Source organism: Streptomyces sp. 7N604, assembly GCF_052245475.1.
Taxonomy (GTDB): Bacteria; Actinomycetota; Actinomycetes; order Streptomycetales; family Streptomycetaceae; genus Streptomyces.
In genome coordinates, this window is record NZ_JBQQBX010000005.1 from 307550 (window position 1) to 322082 (window position 14533).

At 70.9% G+C, this 14533-nt stretch carries 11 protein-coding genes; 3 read left to right on the forward strand and 8 right to left on the reverse strand.

Going from position 1 to position 14533, the window contains the following annotated elements; all coding sequences use genetic code 11:
• Positions 1-43 precede the first annotated feature (43 nt).
• Positions 44-970 (forward strand): DUF2470 domain-containing protein, encoded by a 927-nt coding sequence (locus ACTWP8_RS08085; protein WP_443321439.1) that lies wholly within the window; start codon positions 44-46, stop codon positions 968-970.
• A 221-nt stretch (positions 971-1191) separates the two neighbouring features.
• On the opposite strand, the gene ACTWP8_RS08090 is transcribed toward ACTWP8_RS08085, so the two are convergent.
• From ACTWP8_RS08090 to ACTWP8_RS08105, 4 genes are all read right to left on the reverse strand, one after another.
• Complete coding sequence (locus tag ACTWP8_RS08090; RefSeq protein ID WP_443321440.1) at positions 1192-2751, reverse strand: replication-associated recombination protein A; 1560 nt, start codon at positions 2749-2751, stop codon at positions 1192-1194.
• A 158-nt stretch (positions 2752-2909) separates the two neighbouring features.
• Entirely contained in the window at positions 2910-3551 is a 642-nt protein-coding gene (locus ACTWP8_RS08095) for a vitamin K epoxide reductase family protein (RefSeq protein WP_443321441.1), read from the reverse strand.
• Between the two features lie 212 nt (positions 3552-3763).
• Positions 3764-5026, reverse strand: a complete 1263-nt coding sequence (hisS, locus tag ACTWP8_RS08100; RefSeq protein ID WP_443321442.1) for a histidine--tRNA ligase — start codon at positions 5024-5026, stop codon at positions 3764-3766.
• Between the two features lie 11 nt (positions 5027-5037).
• A complete protein-coding gene (locus tag ACTWP8_RS08105) occupies positions 5038-5751 on the reverse strand; it encodes an MBL fold metallo-hydrolase (RefSeq protein WP_443318074.1) in 714 nt (237 codons plus the stop codon).
• Positions 5752-5895: 144 nt separating this feature from the next.
• On the opposite strand from ACTWP8_RS08105, the gene ACTWP8_RS08110 reads away from it, so the two are divergent.
• Together ACTWP8_RS08110 and ACTWP8_RS08115 are read left to right on the forward strand one after the other, a co-directional pair.
• Entirely contained in the window at positions 5896-6726 is an 831-nt protein-coding gene (locus ACTWP8_RS08110; protein ID WP_443321443.1) for a peptidylprolyl isomerase, read from the forward strand.
• A 138-nt stretch (positions 6727-6864) separates the two neighbouring features.
• Positions 6865-8094 (forward strand): DUF349 domain-containing protein, encoded by a 1230-nt coding sequence (locus tag ACTWP8_RS08115; protein ID WP_443321444.1) that lies wholly within the window; start codon positions 6865-6867, stop codon positions 8092-8094.
• A 72-nt stretch (positions 8095-8166) separates the two neighbouring features.
• Here ACTWP8_RS08115 and ACTWP8_RS08120 read toward each other — a convergent pair whose 3' ends face one another.
• From ACTWP8_RS08120 to secD, 4 genes are all read right to left on the reverse strand, one after another.
• On the reverse strand, positions 8167-10680 hold the full coding sequence (locus ACTWP8_RS08120) for a RelA/SpoT family protein (RefSeq protein WP_443321445.1): 2514 nt from the start codon (positions 10678-10680) through the stop codon (positions 8167-8169).
• Positions 10681-10960: 280 nt separating this feature from the next.
• Entirely contained in the window at positions 10961-11500 is a 540-nt protein-coding gene (locus tag ACTWP8_RS08125; RefSeq protein ID WP_443321467.1) for an adenine phosphoribosyltransferase, read from the reverse strand.
• Between the two features lie 23 nt (positions 11501-11523).
• A complete protein-coding gene (gene secF, locus ACTWP8_RS08130; RefSeq protein ID WP_443321446.1) occupies positions 11524-12654 on the reverse strand; it encodes a protein translocase subunit SecF in 1131 nt (376 codons plus the stop codon).
• A gap of 1 nt (position 12655) precedes the next feature.
• On the reverse strand, positions 12656-14422 hold the full coding sequence (gene secD, locus ACTWP8_RS08135; RefSeq protein ID WP_443321447.1) for a protein translocase subunit SecD: 1767 nt from the start codon (positions 14420-14422) through the stop codon (positions 12656-12658).
• Between the last annotated feature and the right edge of the window lie 111 nt (positions 14423-14533).

Genomic DNA, 14533 nt, shown 5'->3' on the forward strand with positions numbered 1-14533 from the left:
TCCGTGTAAGTTAGGTGAGGCTTACCTTAGCGGAGGAGAACGCATGTTTCGACCTGGGAGCCCCCTGCCCGGCACCGGCCGCGCCGCGGAATCGACGACGGACAGCGCCTGGCCGGGTCAGCCGCGCCCCGTGGAAGACGCCGGGCAGCCCTTGGCCGCCGAGCGTGTACGAACCCTCGTGGAGTCGAACGCCTCGGCCGCACTTTGCATTCCGGGTGCGGACCTGGACGATCTGGGCGCCGGAGCGCCCGCCGCACGCACCGTCACTCCGGACGGAGACGTGCTGTTGCTAGTGCCTGGAGACTCCCCCGCGGCTCGTGCCGCGGCCCACGCACAGGACGACGATCTGACGGCCGTGATCGAGATCACCGACGTCGCACCGGTCGCCGTACCCCATCGTATCCGGGGTCGCGGGTGGATCGGAGGGTGGCTCACTCCGGTACGGAACGAGGAGCGGGCGGCGTGCGCGATGCTGCTCGCCGAGGAGCATCCGGTGGGCGCCCTGCTGGGAATCGAGAGCGGCCCGGGTGTCGGGGAGGCGTTGCAGGAGGGCCCGGCACCCGGGGAGTACGGGCGTCCCGCCTGGATGCTGCTGCGGTTGGAGGTCGGCGAGGCGGCCGTGGACGACCTGTGGGGCGCCGAGTCGGTCGAGCCGGAGGAATTCGCGGCGGCGGCCCCCGACCCGCTCGTACGCCACGAGGCCGAACTGCTCCAGCACCTCGCGGCCGCTCACGGGGACCAGGTGCGCGGGCTGTGTTCACTGCTGGGGGAGCGCTCGGGCGGGGGGTGTGTGCTGGGGGGCCTTGCCGTGCCGGTGGCGCTGGACCGCTTCGGGCTGCGCGTGCGGTTCACCGACGAGGACGACCGGCCCTTCGATGCGCGCTTCGACTTCCCGGAGCCGGTAGGGGACATCGCGCAGCTTCGCCGCGCGATGCACACGCTCTTCGAGGCGGCCCTCGAAAGCGAGTAGCCCTGCGGGCGGCTCGCGGAGACGACGGTCGGTGCCGCGACGTGCGCGGCGGGCGAGCGCACCGCGCCGGCGCTACGCGCCACATGTGCCCACCCACCCGCCTTTAAGGGCGGGTGGGCATTCCGCGCCGGAGGCGCGGGCACGGCCAGGCGCCGCGGAATTCCGCCCGCCGGCCGCGCGGAAGGTGGGCGTGGGAAGAGCTGCGCCGGAGGAGTGGTGATTCAGGCGGTTTCGGCCGCGGGCTGGTCCGAGGGCTCTGGGGCCTTCGCGGGCATGCCGTCAGCACCCGACGGCGCCCCGTCCCGCGGCGCCGCTGCAGGCGCGGGCTTGGCCGGCTCGCCTGGTGCCCGCTTGTCCGCGTCGGTCTGCGCAGCAGGGGGAGCGGGCACGCCCGCGCCGGCCTGGGGCGCGGTGTCCGCGCGTCGCGGTGGCGGCTCGCCACGGAGGCGGGCGCGGACGCGCTCGACGACGTCCGCGTAGCGGCCCTCCGCCCCGTAGCGCGTCGGCTGGTAGTACTGCTTGCCCCGGATGGTGTCCGGGGCGTACTGCTGGGCGGCGATGGCGCCCGGGACGTCGTGCGGGTACACGTAGCCCTGGGCGTTGCCGAGCTTCTTCGCGCCCTGGTAGTGGCCGTCCCGCAGGTGAGGCGGCACCGGGCCCGCCAGGCCCGCCCGTACGTCCGCGAGCGCGGCGCCGATGGCGGTCGTGGCGGCGTTGGACTTCGGCGCCAGGGCGAGCGCGATCGTGGCATGGCTCAGCGTGAGGGCGGCTTCCGGGAAGCCGATCATGGCCACCGCCTGGGCCGCGGCCACCGCCGTCTGCAGCGCCGTCGGGTCGGCCATGCCGATGTCCTCGCTCGCCGAGATCATCAGCCGCCGCGCGATGAACCGCGGGTCCTCCCCCGCCTCGATCATCCGCGCCAGGTAGTGCAGCGCCGCGTCGACGTCCGAGCCGCGGATGGATTTGATCAGCGCGCTCGCGACGTCGTAGTGCTGGTCGCCGTCGCGGTCGTACTTCACGGCCGCGCGGTCGACGGCCTCCTCCAAGGACTGGAGGGTGACCTCGTCCTCGCCCTTCGCTATCGCCGAACCCGCCCCCGCCTCCAGGGCGGTGAGCGCCCGACGGGCGTCTCCGCCCGCGATCCGCAGCAGGTGCGCCTCGGCGTCCTCCGGCAGCCGGACCGCGCCGCCGAGCCCGCGCTCTTCGGCCAGCGCCCGGTGGACGAGCCCCCGCAGGTCCTCGTCCGTCAGCGGCTCCAGGGTGAGCAGCAACGACCGGGAGAGCAGCGGGGAGATGACCGAGAAGTACGGGTTCTCGGTGGTCGCCGCGATCAGCGTGACCCACCGGTTCTCGACCGCTGGGAGCAGGGAGTCCTGCTGGGCCTTGCTGAAGCGGTGGATCTCGTCGAGGAAGAGGACCGTCTCCTTGCCGTAGCCGCCCGAGGCGCGGCGTGCGCCCTCGATGACGGCCCGCACCTCCTTCACGCCCGCGGTGATCGCCGAGAGCTCCACGAAGCGCCTGTTGGTGGCCTGGCTGACGACGTAGGCGAGGGTGGTCTTGCCGGTGCCCGGCGGGCCCCAGAGGATCACGGAGGACGGACCGGCGGGGCCTGACGCCCCCTCGCCGACGAGCCGGCGCAGCGGCGAGCCGGGGCGCAGCAGATGCCGCTGCCCCACGACCTCGTCGAGGGTCCGCGGACGCATCCGCACGGCCAGCGGACTGCTGGCCGGATCCTTCTCTCGGCGGTCCTCTTCGGCTGCGGTGAACAGGTCGGGCTCCACGCTGCGCAGCCTATGACACCCCACTGACAAGGCCCCCGGCCGCCGAGCCGGCGGCCGGGGGCCGGGGGCCGGGGGCCGGGGGCCGGGAGCCAGCGGCCGGGGGCCGGTGGCCTGGGATCAAGAGCCTTTGTCAGTGCGGTGGCGAGGAGGACCTGCGATCAGCCCGTCCAGAAGTCCCACCAGCGGGTCAGGATCAGCATGCCGATGATGCCGATCCAGACCACCGGCGGCACCCAGTGGAATTCCTTCAGGCCCCGCCGCAGCCCCTCGGGCGCAGGGATGAAGCGCTGCTCGACATTGTGCTTCGTGACATAGCAGAACATCACGATCGTGGCGATCCAGGCGAGCGAGCACCACAGGCACAGCGAGCCGATGACGTAGAGCGACTGGTACTGCAGCCAGGTGCAGAAGCCGACGCCGAAGAGCGTGCCCGCGTTCAGCCCGAGCCAGAACCAGCGGCGGTAGCGGGCCCCCGCGATCAGGCCCATCCCGATCGCGATCACCGCACCGTACGTGACCAGGCCCAGCATCGGGTTCGGGAACCCGAAGGCCTCGGCCTGCTCGCTCTTCATGATGTTGCCGCACGAGACGATCGGGTTCAGGCTGCAGCCCGGCTGGAAGTTGGGGTCCTCGAGCAGCTTGAACTTGTCAAGCGTGATCACCCACGAGGCCAGCAGCCCCGCCGCAGCGGTGATCACCAGCAGCCAGGCGAGGCCCCGGCCGCTGCCGACAGCCTCGCGGCTGCCGCGCTCCCGCTCGTCCCCGTCGGTGGACACGTCGTCAACCAGTGTCGTCGCCATATCGCCGTTTCCGTCGCTGCCGAAGGATGCTGCCGAGGGACTACGCCCTGCCGGACACGCACATTGTGCCGCAGTACGGGCACTCGCAGGGGCTGGCCCACCGCACGAGTGACCGTGTCCGGCCATCGTCGCCCGGTGGGCGTTCGATCAACGTAAGGACCGGCGACCACAAGGACCGGCGCCGGGCGGTCCTGGCGTCAGCCCCGCCCGCGTCAGCCCAGCTTCCCCCGCAGCTCCGCCACGACCGCGTCCAGCGCCACCGGTGCCTGATCGCCGCTCTCCAGGTCCTTGAGCTGGACGACGCCGTCCGCGAGATCCCGCTCGCCCGCCACGAGCGCGTACCGCGCACCCGACCGGTTCGCGGACTTCATCGCGTTCTTCAGGCCCTTGCCGCCGTACGCGAAGTCCGTGGCGACCCCGGCCCGCCGCAGCTCGGTGACGACGCCGAACAGCGTGCGCCGGGCCTCCTCGCCCAGCGGCACCGCGAACACCTGGGTCGGGGCGGGTAGTTCGAGCTCGATGCCCTCCGCCTCGAGCGCCAGGACCGTACGGTCCACGCCGAGCGCCCAGCCGACCGATGGCAGCGCGGGCCCGCCGATCATCTCGGACAGCCCGTCGTAGCGGCCGCCGCCGCCCACCGCGGACTGCGAGCCGAGCCCGTCGTGGACGAACTCGAAGGTGGTGCGGGTGTAGTAGTCCAGGCCCCGTACCAGCTTGGGGTCGTCCTCGAAGGCCACGCCCGCCGCCGTCAGCAGCTCGCGCACCTGCTCGTGGTAGGCCTTGCAGGCTTCGCACAGGTGATCCCGCATCATCGGCGCGCCGGTGAGCTGCTTCTGCACGGCCTCCCGCTTGTCGTCGAGCACCCGCAGCGGGTTGATGTCGACCCGCCTGCGCGTGTCCTCGTCGAGGTCGAGGCCGCGGAGGAAGTCCTGGAGCGCGGCGCGGTAGACGGGTCGGCACTCCTTGTCCCCGAGGGAGTTGAGCAGCAGCCGGAAGTTCTTCAGGCCCAGGGACTTGTACGCGTCCACGGCCAGGATGATCAACTCGGCGTCCAGCGCCGGGTCCTCGGTCCCGATCGCCTCGGCGCCGACCTGCGAGAAGTGGCGGTAACGCCCCTTCTGCGGGCGCTCGTAGCGGTAGTACGAGCCCGAGTACCAGAGCTTGACCGGAAGATTGCCCGCTTTGTGGAGATTTGCCTCAAGCGCCGCCCGCAGTACGGAGGCGGTGCCCTCGGGGCGCAGCGCCAGCTCGTCGCCGCCCTTGGTGGTGAGGGTGTACATCTCCTTGGTCACGATGTCCGTGGACTCGCCGACCCCGCGCGCGAAGAGCTCGACGCTCTCGAAGCCGGGCGTCTCCACGTAGCCGTATCCGGCGCGCCTCAGCGGCGCGGCGATGGCCTCGCGCACGGCGAGGAAGTTCGCGGAATCCGGCGGGATCAGGTCGTACGTGCCCCTGGGGGCCTTGAAGGTGCTCACGGGAGAAGTCGTCACATTCCTCGTCGTGGAGCGGCGGTTCCGCCGCCTCCGAGGCCGGCCGCCACCTCGCGCAGGAACGGGTTGGTGGCGCGCTCGCGGCCGATGGTCGTCTGGGGGCCGTGGCCGGACAGGACCACGGTCGAGTCCTCGAGCGGAAGGCACACACGGGCCAGCGACTCGAGCATCTCGGCGTGATCGCCGCCGGGCAGGTCGGTGCGTCCGATGGAGCCGGCGAACAGCAGGTCGCCCGAGAAGAAGACCGACGGGATGTCGGAGGCCTCGGGCATCCGGAAGGTCACCGACCCCTTGGTATGGCCAGGCGCGTGCGCGACCGTGAACTCCAGGCCCGCCAGCTTCAGCTCGGCGCCGTCGGACAGCTCCTTGACGTCGTCCGGCTCCCCCACCGTCAGCTCGCCCAGCAACTGCGCCCCTATCGACCGGCCGAGCGCCTTCTCCGGGTCGCTCATCATGTAGCGGTCCGCGGGGTGGATCCAGGCCGGGACGTCGTGCGCACCGCAGACCGGGACGACCGAGGCGACGTGGTCGAGGTGGCCGTGGGTGAGGACGACGGCGACGGGCTTGAGGCGGTGCTTCCGCAGCGCCTCCTCGACTCCCTCGGTGGCCTCGTGGCCCGGGTCGATGATCACGCACTCCTCGCCCGCGGCGGGGGCGACCAGGTAGCAGTTGGTCCCCCAGGCCCCGGCCGGGAACCCGGCAATCAGCACGATCGTCCTTAAGTGTCGTCCAGCATGAGCAATCTGAGCAGTTCAGAGCCTACCGGCGACGCCCGGGACACAGCGAACCCGTATACGGTACGGCTCACATCACGGCCGACACAGGCCCACGCGAGCACACAGGGAGAGGACACGGTGGCCACGAAGGACCAGCGGCGGCGGCAGCTCGCCCGGGAGAAGTACGAGCGGCAGCAGCAGCGGCGCGCCCAGCAGCGCAGCAAGGCGCGGCGCCGCAACGTGGTGATCGCGAGCGGCCTGGCCGTCGTACTCGCCGCGGGCGCGGCGGCTTACACGGCCGGCAGCTTCGGCGGGGACAAAGAGAACGACAGCGCCGCCCCGTCACCGTCTCCCACCACCAAGGCCCCCGACCCCTGCGGCAAGCCCGCCAAGGGCTCGCCCGGCACCCAGCAGTGGAAGAAGGAGCCCGCTGTCACGATCGACAAGTCGGCGACGTACACGATGAAGCTGGAGACCACCTGCGGCGACATCGACATCGAGATGGACGCCGGCAAGGCGCCGCACACCGTGAACTCCTTCAACTTCCTCGCGGGCAAGGGCTTCTTCGACCACACCAAGTGTCACCGCCTGACGACAGGTGGTATTTACGTGCTGCAGTGCGGTGATCCGAAGGGCACAGGACAGGGCGGCCCCGGCTACACGATCCCGGACGAGAACCTCAAGGACCGCAGGCTCAAAGGGAACGTCTACCCGGCGGGCACCGTCGCCATGGCCAACCAGTACAACGCCCAGACCGGCCAGGGCCGGGACACCGGCGGCAGCCAGTTCTTCCTCGTCTACCAGGACAGCCAGCTTCCGCCTGATTACACACCGTTCGGAACCATCACCGGCGGCAAGGACGTGCTGAAGAAGATCGCCGACGCCGGAGCCACCGCGCCGGACGCCGCTCAGAACACCGCGCCCAACGCCACGGTCGTGATCGACAAGGCGACGGTCCGCAAGTCCTGACACGCGCGAACGTGAAATTTCGGTCGTGCTGGATGCGGACAGCCGACCCGTCATTCGCCTATGTTGGCGGTGACGAAACTGTGGACGATGCCCGGCGGGCCGCATGCCCGTGCGCGAGCATCATGTGGAGGAGGCGCTGTGAGCAGCGACCCATGGGGCCGCGTCGATGACGCGGGGACCGTGTACGTGCGGACGGCCGAGGGAGAGAAGGTCGTCGGATCGTGGCAGGCGGGATCTCCCGAGGAAGCTCTCGCCTACTTCGAGCGCAAGTACGACGGGCTGGTCGTCGAGATCGGCCTCCTCGAGCGGCGGGTGCGGACCACCGACCTGTCCGCGAAGGACGCGACCACCGCCATCGACCACCTGCGCCAGCAGGTCGACGAGCACCACGCGGTCGGCGACCTGGACGCGCTGCGCCAGCGGCTCGACAAGCTGGCGGGCGAGGTCGAGGCGCGCCGCGAGCAGCGCAAGGCGGCGAAGGCCCGGCAGGCGGAAGAGGCCCGGAAGGCCAAGGAGGACCTGGTCGCCGAAGCCGAGCAGCTGGCCGCGAGCGAGCAGTGGCGGGCGGCGGGAGAGCGCCTGCGCGCCCTGGTCGACACCTGGAAGAGCCTGCCGCGCCTGGACCGCAAGACCGACGACGAGCTGTGGCACCGCTTCTCGCACGCCCGCTCGGCGTTCTCCAAGCGGCGCAAGGCGCACTTCGCGGCGCTCGACGCGCAGCGCGAGGAGGCCCGCAGGATCAAGGAGAAGCTCGTCGCCGAGGCGGAGGAGCTGTCCAACTCCACCGACTGGGGCCCGACCGCCGCGCGGTACCGCGAGCTGATGCAGGACTGGAAGGCCGCGGGGCGCGCGCAGCGCGAGGCCGAGGACGACCTGTGGAACCGCTTCCGCGGCGCCCAGGACGTGTTCTTCCAGGCGCGCGGCGAGGTCTTCGCCGAGCGCGACGCCGAGCAGCGGGAGAACCTGACCCGCAAGGAAGAGCTCGCGACCGAGGCCGAGAAGCTGCTCCCGGTCACCGATCTCAAGGCGGCGCGGGCGGCCTTCCGCGCGATCAACGAGCGGTGGGAGGCCATCGGGCACGTGCCGCGGGACGCCCGCCCCAGGATCGAGAGCCGGATGCATGCGGTGGAGCGCGCCATCCAGGACGCCGAGGAGACCGAGTGGCGGCGTACGAACCCCGAGGCGCGGGCCCGTGCCGAGGGGCTGACCGGCCAGCTGCAGGCGGCCGTTGACAAGCTGCGTCAGCAGGTCGACCAGGCGCGCGCGGCCGGCAACAACGCCAAGGCAGACAAGCTCTCGCAGGAGCTCGAGGGCCGTCAGGCGCTGCTGGACCAGGCGCTGAAGGGCCTGGAGGAGTTCGGCGGCTGAGCGCCGCCGCCTCCCCATCTCGTGAAGCTGCCCCCGGCGCATGGCGCCGGGGGCAGCTTCACGAGGTGATTTTCATGGCCTGCGGGCGGATGTCACGCGATAGACGTCGTAGACGCCTTCCACGCCCCGTACGGCCTTCAGTACATGGCCCAGATGCTTCGGGTCGCCCATCTCGAACGTGAAGCGGGACGTGGCGACCCGGTCGCGGGAGGTCTGGACGGCCGCGGAGAGGATGTTGACGTGCTGGTCGGACAGCACGCGCGTGACATCGGAGAGCAGCCGGGAGCGGTCCAGCGCCTCGACCTGGATGGCGACCAGGAAGACCGAGGACTGCGTGGGCGCCCACTCGACCTCGAGGATCCGCTCGGGCTGCTGCGACAGCGAGTCGACGTTGACGCAGTCGGCGCGGTGAACCGATACGCCACTGCCGCGCGTGACGAAGCCGATGATCGGGTCGCCGGGTACGGGCGTACAACAGCGGGCGAGCTTGACCCACACGTCGTCGACACCCTTGACGACCACACCCGGGTCCGTACTGGACCGGCGCTTGGTGCGGCGCTGGATCGGCGGTGCGGTCTCGGCGATGTCCTCGTTGGCCGCCTCTTCGCCGCCCAGCGCCTGAACGAGCTTCTGCACGACGTTCTGCGCCGAGACATGGCTCTCGCCGATGGCTGCGTAGAGCGCCGAGATGTCCGGGTAGCGCATCTCGTGCGCGAGCGTGACGAGCGAGTCGCCGGTGAGGATCCGCTGGATCGGCAGGTTCTGCTTGCGCATCGCCCGCACGATGGCGTCCTTGCCCTGCTCGATCGCCTCGTCGCGGCGCTCCTTGGAGAACCACGCGCGGATCTTGTTGCGGGCGCGCGGGGACTTGACGAAGCCCAGCCAGTCGCGGGACGGGCCGGCTCCGGGCGCCTTGGAGGTGAAGACCTCCACCAAGTCGCCGTTGTCCAGGGTCGATTCGAGCGGTACGAGCCGCCCGTTGACCCGGGCCCCTATGGTGCGGTGGCCGACCTCGGTGTGCACGGCGTACGCGAAGTCGACGGGCGTGGCGCCCGCGGGCAGCGCTATGACATCGCCCTTGGGGGTGAAGACGAAGACCTCGTTGCGGGAGAGGTCGAAGCGCAGGGACTCCAGGAACTCGCCCGGGTCCTCGGTCTCCTTCTGCCAGTCCAGCAACTGCCGCAGCCACGCCATGTCGTTGATGGCGTCTTCCTTGCCGGCCTTGCTCCTCGGCGCGTCGCTGCGCACCTTCGAGGCACCGGCGACGGCTTCCTGCTTGTACTTCCAGTGGGCGGCGATGCCGTACTCGGCGCGGCGGTGCATGTCGAAGGTGCGGATCTGCAGCTCGACCGGTTTGCCGCTGGGCCCGATGACCGTCGTGTGCAGCGACTGGTACATGTTGAACTTGGGCATCGCGATGTAGTCCTTGAACCGCCCGGGCACCGGGTTCCACCGCGCGTGGATGGTCCCGAGCGCCGCGTAGCAGTCGCGGACGGTGTCGACGAGGACGCGGATGCCCACCAGGTCGTAGATCTCCGCGAAGTCGCGGCCGCGGACGATCATCTTCTGGTAGACGGAGTAGTAGTGCTTCGGCCGCCCCGTGACGGTCGCCTTGATCCGGGCCGCGCGCAGGTCGCCCTGCACCTGGTCGGTGACGACCGCCAGGTACTCGTCGCGCTTGGGCGCGCGCTCGGCGACGAGCCGCACGATCTCGTCGTACATCTTGGGGTAGAGGATCGCGAAGGCGAGGTCCTCCAGCTCCCACTTGATGGTGTTCATGCCCAGGCGGTGCGCCAGCGGGGCGTAGATCTCGAGGGTCTCGCGGGCCTTCTTCTCCTGCTTCTCCCGCTTCAGGTAGCGCATGGTGCGCATGTTGTGCAGCCGGTCGGCGAGCTTGATGACCAGGACGCGCGGGTCCTTGGCCATGGCGACGACCATCTTGCGTACGGTCTCGGCCTGCGCGGCCTCGCCGAACTTGACCTTGTCGAGCTTGGTGACGCCGTCGACCAGCAGGGCGACCTGGTCGCCGAAGTCGCGGCGCAGGGTGTCCAGGCCGTACTCGGTGTCCTCGACGGTGTCGTGCAGCAGGCCCGCCATCAGCGTCGCCGGGTCCATGCCGAGCTCGGCGAGGATCGTCGTCACGGCGAGCGGGTGCGTGATGTACGGGTCGCCGCTCTTGCGCTTCTGCCCGCGGTGCCAGCGCTCGGCGACCTGGTAGGCCTTCTCGATCTGGCGGAGCGTCGCCGCCTCGATCTTCGGGTCGTTGCTGCGGACGATCCGCAGCAGCGGTTCGAGGACCGGGTTGTACGGGCTGGAGCGCTGCACGCCGAGGCGGGCAAGGCGGGCGCGGACCCGGTTGGAGGAGGCGGACCTGGCGGCGGGGCCCTGCGCCGGACGGCCAGCCGGGGAAGACCCGGTGGTGCCGGTCACGGCGCCGTTCGGCCGCTCGGCCGGAGGCTCGGGCGTGGCCGCGGAAGTCGCAGGGGTCGCAGGCGCGGGCGTGCCCTCCGCGGCGGCGGAGTCGCCGGCCTCGGCGGTGGGCTGCTCCGGTTGCGCGGCGGCAAGCGGCTGGGCCTTGTCGGGCAAGAGCACTCCTCGGGTGTGCCCCTCCTCGCCGACGGCGTGCCAGGAGGGATCGTCCGGCCCTCCGATCAGGTCCGGAGATCCCCATGGTATCGACCCGGCGCGCGGAACAAGTCGGGAGCCGGGCAGCCGGGGCACGGCGAAGGGGCGGGCACCCGGTCCTGCGGGCGCCCGCCCCTTGCGCCGGTACGAGTTGTCCGTACGGGCTGTGCCCGCGCTGTCTCGGACCGTGATCCACGACTGATCTCAGCCATGATCCCAGGCGGTGATCTCAGCCGTGATCTCAGATCGTGATCAGGGCCTCCAGCGGAGCGCCTCCGAGTGCGGGCTCGAGGCGGTCCCTGCCGGAGAGGAAGCCGAGTTCCATGAGGACCGCCACTCCCGCGACCTTCGCGCCCGCCCTGCGGATGAGCTGCATCGAGGCCTCGACGGTGCCGCCGGTGGCGAGCACATCGTCGATGATCATGATCCGGTCGTCGGCCGTGAGGTCCTCGGCGTGCACCTCGATCTCGGCGATGCCGTACTCCAGCTCGTACGCCTGCGAGAGGGTCGCGCCGGGCAGCTTGCCCGCCTTGCGGACGGGCACGAAGCCGAGACCCGCCTGGAGCGCCGCAGGCGCGGCCAGGATGAAGCCGCGCGCCTCCAGGCCGACGACCTTCGTGGCGCCGTGCCGGACGCACAGTTCCGCGAGCGCCGCGGTCAGGGCGCCGAAGGCCGCCGGATCGGCGAGCAGCGGGGTGATGTCCTTGAACATCACGCCCGGCTCCGGAAAGTCCGACACGTCCCGGATGCGGGCGAGGAGCTGGTCCTTCAGGTCCTCCATGGGCACCTCCCGCTCCACTGCCGTCACCGGCGCTTCCCCGACGGGCGGCCCCGGCGGCCGCCGCCGCTGCGGGGCGCCGGGCGGCCGCGCTGGCCGACCACGGCCGCGGCCTCCTCGCCGCCCGGGACGGCGTCCTCCGGGGCGGCGTCCTGCGGCGCGCCTTCCGGCTCGTTCTCGGCCTTGGCTGCGGCGGAGGCGCGCTTGGCGCGCACCCGCTTGGCCAGGGCCTTCATCGCCGGCTCGCGCTCCTTCAGGTCGGCGACCAGCGGCGTTGCGATGAAGATCGAGGAGTACGCGCCGGCGGCCAGGCCGACGAACAGCGACAGCGAGATGTCGTTGAGCATGCCGCCGCCGAGCACACCGCCGCCGATGAACAGCAGGCCCGCGACCGGCAGCAGCGCCACGACCGTGGTGTTGATGGAGCGGACCAGGGTCGCGTTGAGGCTGCGGTTGGCGATCTCGCTGTACGTGTAGCGGGTCTGCTTGGTGATGTCCTTGCTGGCTTCCTTCAGACCGTCGAAGACGACGACGGTGTCGTAGAGGGAGTAGCCGAGGATCGTCAGCAGTCCGATGACGGTGCCCGGGGTGACCTCGAAGCCGACGAGGGCGTAGATGCCGACGGTGATCGTGAGGTCGTGGATCAGGGCGACCAGGGCGGCCAGCGCCATGCGCCACTCGAAGGCCATGGCCAGATAGACCACCACCAGGACCATGAAGATGCCCAGGCCCAGCCAGGCCTTGTTGGCGATCTGCTCGCCCCAGCTCGGGCCGACCAGTTCGGCGTTGATGTCCTGCGCCGGGACGCCGAAGTCCTCGGCCAGGTCCTCGCGGATCTGGTCGGCCTTCGCGGTGTCGATCTCGCTGATCTGGATGCGCAGGCTGTCGCCGCCGAGCTGCTGCACGATGGCGTCGTGCCCGGAGGCCTTCTCGGCCTCCTCCTGGGCGTGAGTGACGGAAACGCTGGTCTTCGGGGTGGTGAAGACCGCACCGCCGGAGAACTCGATGCCCCTGTTCAGGCCCTGGACCCCGAGCCCGACGATGGCCGTGATGGTGATCAGGACGGACAGGCCGTACCAGATCATCCGCTTGCCGACGAAGTCGTAGCCGACCTCACCGCGGTAGAGGCGGGCGCCGATGCTGCCAAGGCGCGACATCTCACGCCTCCTTCGGGTCGGTCGGAACGACGGGGGTACGGCGGCCTCGGCGCAGCGGGGGTTTGACGCCGAGCCGCTTCGGGTCCAGGCCGGACCATGGATGGCCGCTCGCGAAGAACTTCCGCCGGGCCAGCAGCGTCATCAGCGGCTTGGTGAAGAGGAACACCACGACGACGTCGAGCAGCGTGGTGAGGCCGAGGGTGAACGCGAAGCCCTGCACTTTGCCGACCGTGACGATGAAGAGCACGGCGGCGGCGAGGAACGACACGAAGTCGGACACCAGGATGGTGCGCCGGGCGCGCGGCCAGCCGCGCTCGACCGCCGGGCGGAGCGTACGGCCCTCGCGGATCTCGTCCCGGATGCGCTCGAAGTACACGATGAACGAGTCGGCGGTGATGCCGATCGCCACGATCGCACCGCAGACCGCCGGCAGGTTCAGCGCGAAGCCGATGCCGGGGCCGAGGAGCGTCATGATCGTGTACGTGAGGGCCGCGGAGACCATCAGGCTGAGGATGGCGACGAACGCCAGGCCGCGGTAGTACGCGACGAGATAGATGATCACCAGCGCGAGGCCGATGGCACCGGCGATGAGGCCGGCCTGCAGTTGCTCACCGCCGAGCGCGGCGGACACGGTGGTGACGCTGGACTCGTCGAAGCTCAGCGGCAGCGCACCGTACGACAGGACGTTGGCGAGGTCCTCGGCGCTCTGCTGGGTGAAGCTGCCGGAGATCTCGGCGTTGCCGCCGGTGATCGCAGTGGAGACGCTGGGCGCGGAGACGACCTCGCCGTCCAGGACGATGGCGAACTGGTTCTGCGGCTGCTGCTTGGACGCCAGCTTGCCGGTGGAGCCCGCGAACTTCTTGGCGCCCTTGTCGTTGAAGTCGAGCGTGACGATCCAGCCGGTGCCCCGCTGCTGGTCGAAGGCGGCCTTCGCGTCGTCGACGTCGACGCCCTCGACGTCGGCAGGGCCGAGCGCGTACTTCGCGGCCCCGTCCTCGCTGCACGCGACGGTGGCGTCGGCCGGCTTGTCGCCCTGACCCGCCTGCACCCGCGTCTCGGGCTTCGAGCAGTCCAGCGCGGCGAGCTTCTTCTGCAGGTCGGCGGGGATGCCGGCGCCCGGCTGCGGCTCGGGGGCCGGGGGCTGGGACGGCTGGCCGGAGGGAGAGCCGGAGGGCGAGGGAGCCGCCTTCGGCGATTCGTCCGCCTTGAGCGCGCCGGTGACGGCGCGGCCCTGGGTGGTGGCGCTCGAGGAGGGCGTGGCCGAGGACGTGGCCTCGTCGCCGCTGCTCGCCTTCTCGCCGCCGCCCTTGGCCTTGTCCGTGCCCGAGGGGCTCTTGGAGGGCTCAGGGGTCTTGGTGCCCTGGGCGATCGTCAGCACCGGGCGGAAGTACAGCTGGGCGGTCGTGCCGACCTGCTCCCTGGCCTGCTTCTCGTTCGTTCCCCGGGGGATGTTGACGATGATGTTCTTGTCGCCCTGAGTCTGGACCTCGGCCTCGGAGACGCCCAGACCGTTGACGCGGCGCTCGATGATCCCGACCGCGGTGTTCATGTTGGTCGGGTTGATCGCGTTCTTCTCGCCCGGCTGGTTCTTCGCCGTGAGCGTGATGCTCGTGCCGCCGGCGAGGTCGATGCCCAGTCGCGGCGTGTTGTGCCCGGAGAGGAACATCCCCCCGGTGAGCGCCACGATGGCGATCAGGATCAGCGCCAGGGCGCGCCCCGGCCTGCCCTGGGCCCCCGAGGACCTCCGGCCCTTCTTCGGTGCTGCCACCTTCTCGTTTCTCCCTGTCCAACCGCTCCGCATCGGTCGTCGTACGCGGGCGGCCACGAAGTGGTGTGGGGACGGCGCCCCTCCGGTGCCTGGACCGTCCTGGGGACACAC

Excerpts from the sequence above, each read along its gene's own strand:
- ACTWP8_RS08085 (WP_443321439.1), top strand. The coding sequence starts at position 44 with ATGTTTCGACCTGGGAGCCCCCTGCCCGGCACCGGCCGCGCCGCGGAA.
- ACTWP8_RS08095 (WP_443321441.1), bottom strand. The coding sequence starts at position 3,551 with ATGGCGACGACACTGGTTGACGACGTGTCCACCGACGGGGACGAGCGG.
- ACTWP8_RS08125 (WP_443321467.1), bottom strand. The coding sequence starts at position 11,500 with ATGGAGGACCTGAAGGACCAGCTCCTCGCCCGCATCCGGGACGTGTCG.
- secF (WP_443321446.1), bottom strand. The coding sequence starts at position 12,654 with ATGTCGCGCCTTGGCAGCATCGGCGCCCGCCTCTACCGCGGTGAGGTC.